The following is a 3,673-nucleotide window of genomic DNA, read 5'->3' as shown; positions in this document are numbered from 1 at the left end:
ATGTACGACACGGTAGGAGCGCCGGGGCTGTGATTATCTTCTACATGATTCTGGTCCTGGGTATCACGACGATTTTCTGGACGCTGGTCGGCTTGACGAGGGCTGTCGGGGAAGAATACGACCACTACCGGGCCGGCCGGGCGGAACTCGGATTTACCGGGCGGCGGCGTTGGCTGGCGCGCGATGGGTTCGCCTCCGGTACCAGACGCTTCCCGTCCCTACCGACACGGGACGGCGCGGGCAGAATCCGCCGGATTCATGGGCGGCGCAGGGCCAAAGCCACGCCGGTGCTACCGGCGGATGTTGCGGTCCTGATTGCGGCCCACAACGAAGCACTCGTGATCAGTGAGACGATCCGGACCGCTGCCGCTTTGGTTCCCCTGGAGAACATCCACGTCATCTCGGACATGTCCTCCGACGACACTGCCGAAATCGCCCGCAAAGCAGGGGTGAAGGTGCTTGAGCTGGCCCCAAACCGGGGTAAGGCGGGGGCTCTGGCCGCCGGCATCGCCCACTTCGAGTTGTGTAAGAACTTCGAAGTGGTGATGCTGCTGGACGCGGACACCCGTCCCGCCCCGGACTACCTCGATACTGGACTTCCGATGTTCTCCGACCCGACGGTGGCTGCCGTCGCGGGCCGAGCCAGATCCATCATGAACCCTACCTCGCCGAGCCCATTGGGCAGTTTCCTCGTGGCGTATCGGGAGCGGCTGTATATTGTGGTGCAACTCCTGCTGAAGTACGGGCAGGCCGCGAAGGGGGCGAACGTCGTATCGATCGTGCCAGGCTTTGCCAGCATGTATCGGACGTCGGCGCTCGAGAAGATTGACGTGCTGGCTCCCGGGCTGGTCATCGAGGACTTCAACATGACCTTCGAGCTCCATGCCAAGAAGCTGGGCAGGGTAGCATTCCATCCCGCCGCGGCGGTAGCGTACACGCAGGACCCGGATACGCTCCGTGACTACATCAGGCAAGTCCGGCGTTGGAGTCTCGGGTTTTGGCAGACCGTCCGTCGGCATCGGGTCCAGGCCGGCAAGTTTTGGCTTGCGCTCGCGGTCTACATCGTCGAGCTGATCCTGAGCTGCCTCTTCTTTGTCCTACTTGTGCCGGTCTTGTTGCTCTCGGTTCTGGCGGCGGTAGAGCTTCAGACGGGCAATACCTCCCCGGAATTGATCGCAGTGGCGGGCTTGCTTCGCCCCCAGGATGTCCTCCTCGGCGTATTCCTCCCTGATCTGTTGCTGACGATCATCGCGGCCGTGTCCCTTCGGCGGCCCTTCATCCTGTTGTTGGCTCCGTTTTTTCCGCTCATGCGGATTCTCGACGCAGGAATTTGTTTAATGGTCCTGCCAAGGGCGTTCTCGACGCACTCTTCAGGGGTCTGGATCAGTCCCGTTCGCCGGGCGCAGAATCGGCCCTCAAGCGGGGAACCGCTCGAAAGCTCGGCTGCGCCCGGCGCACGCTAGAGCGGCTAGCTGACGCCGGAAGTCGTCTGCACCTTGAGCCACGGTCCGGCCGGAACGTTGGCGCGGTCGACGAAGGACCAGGAGACGTGGTCGCCGCTGCCGTTCAGCTCGGCGAACCCGAGGCAGCCGTTCAGTGCGGGGGAGACGTCCATGCCGGCACCCTGGGTAGCATCGGTCGAGAAGTCAGCGTTGGCCGGACGGAGGTTCTGGGAACCGAAGACGTACCCGGCATCGTGGTAAGCGGTGCCGCTGGATGGGCCGGCGTCCTGGATCTGGCCGTAGCAAACGTTTCCGTTCGGTCCGGAGAGCTTGACCCAGCGGTTCTTCATGTAGCTGTAGTTGGGGTCCTTACAGTGGTCGACGCCGGTGGCGGCGTTGTCCGAAGCCGCCCAGGGGATGACGCTGCAGCGTTGCTGAAAGGCAACGGTGTCGTTGACGTCGTCGTAAGGCAGATCCAAGTAGAAGGGGTTCTCCTTGGGCTGGGGCTGGTTCTTGGGGAAATACCCGTTGGAGGCGTCGCGGGCTTCGGTCGAGCAAGTGAAATTCGTTCCGGTACCGGAACTCACGCCGTCGCAGCCGCCGTAGATGCTTCCCGGGCAACCGGAAGCGGATGCAGGGGTGGTGCCGAGGTTGACCCCGGTGTGCTGGAAGGCCCACTGGCTGCTGTAGGTGGAGCAGACCTGGGATCCGTCGGCCAGGCTGGCGTTGAAGATCTCGCCCACCCAGAAGGTCGTGCTGATGACGTTCGTGTGCGTGGGGTAGACGCTCGTGGCGGTGCCGCCAGCCGGGGCGACCGGGGCCGGGGCGACCGGGGCCGGCTTCGCAGCCTTGGCGGGAGCCGGAGCCGCTGCTTTGGCCGGAGTCGCAGCCGCAGTCGGCGGGGCGACGGTGCTTGTAGCCGCTGCCGTTTTGGTCGGATCTGACTGGGGCGGCGTTGCCGAAGCGGCAGAGGACGACGGCGCCGGCGACTGTGCCGCGGTCGAAGTGCTGGGGGACTGGCCCGCCGCCTCCGGGGTCGACGAGGCTGCGCAACCGGTGGTGAGTCCGCCGATTAGGAGGACAAGCGCTGCTATGCGGATTTTACTCAGTTGTTTCATTGGTGGGTGCATATTCTGTTGAGGACATGGGAAAAGACAGCACTGAGCCAGTGACGGCGTGCTGACGTTCGGCCATGATGAGACCGGTGCGAGTTGCCCACGGTCTGTTGCTGGTATTTGGGGCGGTTGAAGCCCGGTCAGCGACGCCGGCCAGCTCCCCCCGGAGCGGCCAGTTGAGCATCATGGCACGCTGAGACCTATTCGTGCAGGCTCAACCATACATGAGGCCCCGCTCTCGTTTGCCACGCCGGGACAGTTCCTCCGCTTTGCCGTGATTATTGTCACTTTGCTGGGGTGCGCCACGCCGCCGCGGCCGGTGCGCGCCAGTGTCGGCGCGCCGCCGGGCTGAAAACAAAGTAAACCCCGGTCGAAAGATTTTCGACCGGGGTTGTAAATGAGGATGTCAAGAATTGTCGAGGCTAACGCGGATAGGCAAGGACCACCCAGGACATCAGGACCAGCAGGATCAGCGCTGAATACATGGACCAATTCCGCCCAACGGCCTTGCGGTGGCTGCCGTGCCACACCCGCTCCATTCCGTTCATATTCATAAGTCGATTCAACGACGGCGGGACTCCGAATAACAGCGTGCCCTTCACTCCAAAAAATGGCCGCTGCCACTCATTTGGTCCGGCCACCTACTCGGGCTGCCAGCACAAACCCGCGATTGCAGGCTGGGCGGATGCGGCCACCCCGTAGTTCAGGGGCGTCCGAGCCCCTTATAGGTCCAGCCGGCCGCGCGCCATTTGACCGGGTCCAGCACGTTCCGCCCGTCGAGGATACGGGGCGCCGACACCAGGGCCAAGGTATCGTGCGGGTCCAACTCGCGGTATTGTCGCCACTCCGTCAGCAGCAACACAGCGTCGGCCTTGCGCAGGGTGGCTTCCAAATCCGGCTCCAGCGGGAGTTCCGGGAAACGCTTGGCAGCATTGGCCAGGGCCTGCGGGTCGGTCACCGTCACCACTGCGCCCTGGAGCTGCAGCTGGGCCGCAGCGCTCAGGGCCGGCGAGTCCCGGACGTCGTCGCTCTCGGGTTTGAAGGCCGCCCCCAACACGGCAATCCGCTGCCCCATCAGGGAGCCGCCGCACAGCTCCCGGGTGAGCTCCACGACGC

Annotated in this window: 4 protein-coding genes; 1 reads left to right on the top strand and 3 read right to left on the bottom strand. The window is 64.1% G+C overall.

Going from position 1 to position 3,673, the window contains the following annotated elements:
* The first annotated feature begins 29 nt into the window (after nucleotides 1-29).
* Entirely contained in the window at nucleotides 30-1,463 is a 1,434-nt protein-coding gene (locus tag AB4Y86_RS14375) for a glycosyltransferase family 2 protein (RefSeq protein ID WP_441402879.1), read from the top strand.
* Nucleotides 1,464-1,468: 5 nt separating this feature from the next.
* Here AB4Y86_RS14375 and AB4Y86_RS14370 read toward each other — a convergent pair whose 3' ends face one another.
* The 3 genes from AB4Y86_RS14370 to AB4Y86_RS14360 form a co-directional block, all read right to left on the bottom strand.
* On the bottom strand, nucleotides 1,469-2,560 hold the full coding sequence (locus AB4Y86_RS14370; protein WP_441402878.1) for a hypothetical protein: 1,092 nt from the start codon (nucleotides 2,558-2,560) through the stop codon (nucleotides 1,469-1,471).
* A gap of 419 nt (nucleotides 2,561-2,979) precedes the next feature.
* Nucleotides 2,980-3,111, bottom strand: a complete 132-nt coding sequence (locus AB4Y86_RS14365) for a hypothetical protein (protein WP_441402877.1) — start codon at nucleotides 3,109-3,111, stop codon at nucleotides 2,980-2,982.
* A gap of 149 nt (nucleotides 3,112-3,260) precedes the next feature.
* Nucleotides 3,261-3,673 (bottom strand): UDP binding domain-containing protein (locus AB4Y86_RS14360; protein WP_441402876.1); only part of this gene is annotated, 413 nt, incomplete at its 5' end.

The organism is Arthrobacter sp. 2YAF22_2 (assembly GCF_052114645.1).
Lineage (GTDB): Bacteria > Actinomycetota > Actinomycetes > Actinomycetales > Micrococcaceae > Arthrobacter.
Note: the sequence above shows the minus strand (reverse complement) of the source record. Positions and strands in the feature narration are given on the sequence as shown.

Bases quoted from the DNA above. Each gene is read 5' to 3' on its own strand.
- AB4Y86_RS14370 (WP_441402878.1), bottom strand. From the start codon at position 2,560: ATGAAACAACTGAGTAAAATCCGCATAGCAGCGCTTGTCCTCCTAATC.
- AB4Y86_RS14365 (WP_441402877.1), bottom strand. From the start codon at position 3,111: ATGAATATGAACGGAATGGAGCGGGTGTGGCACGGCAGCCACCGCAAG.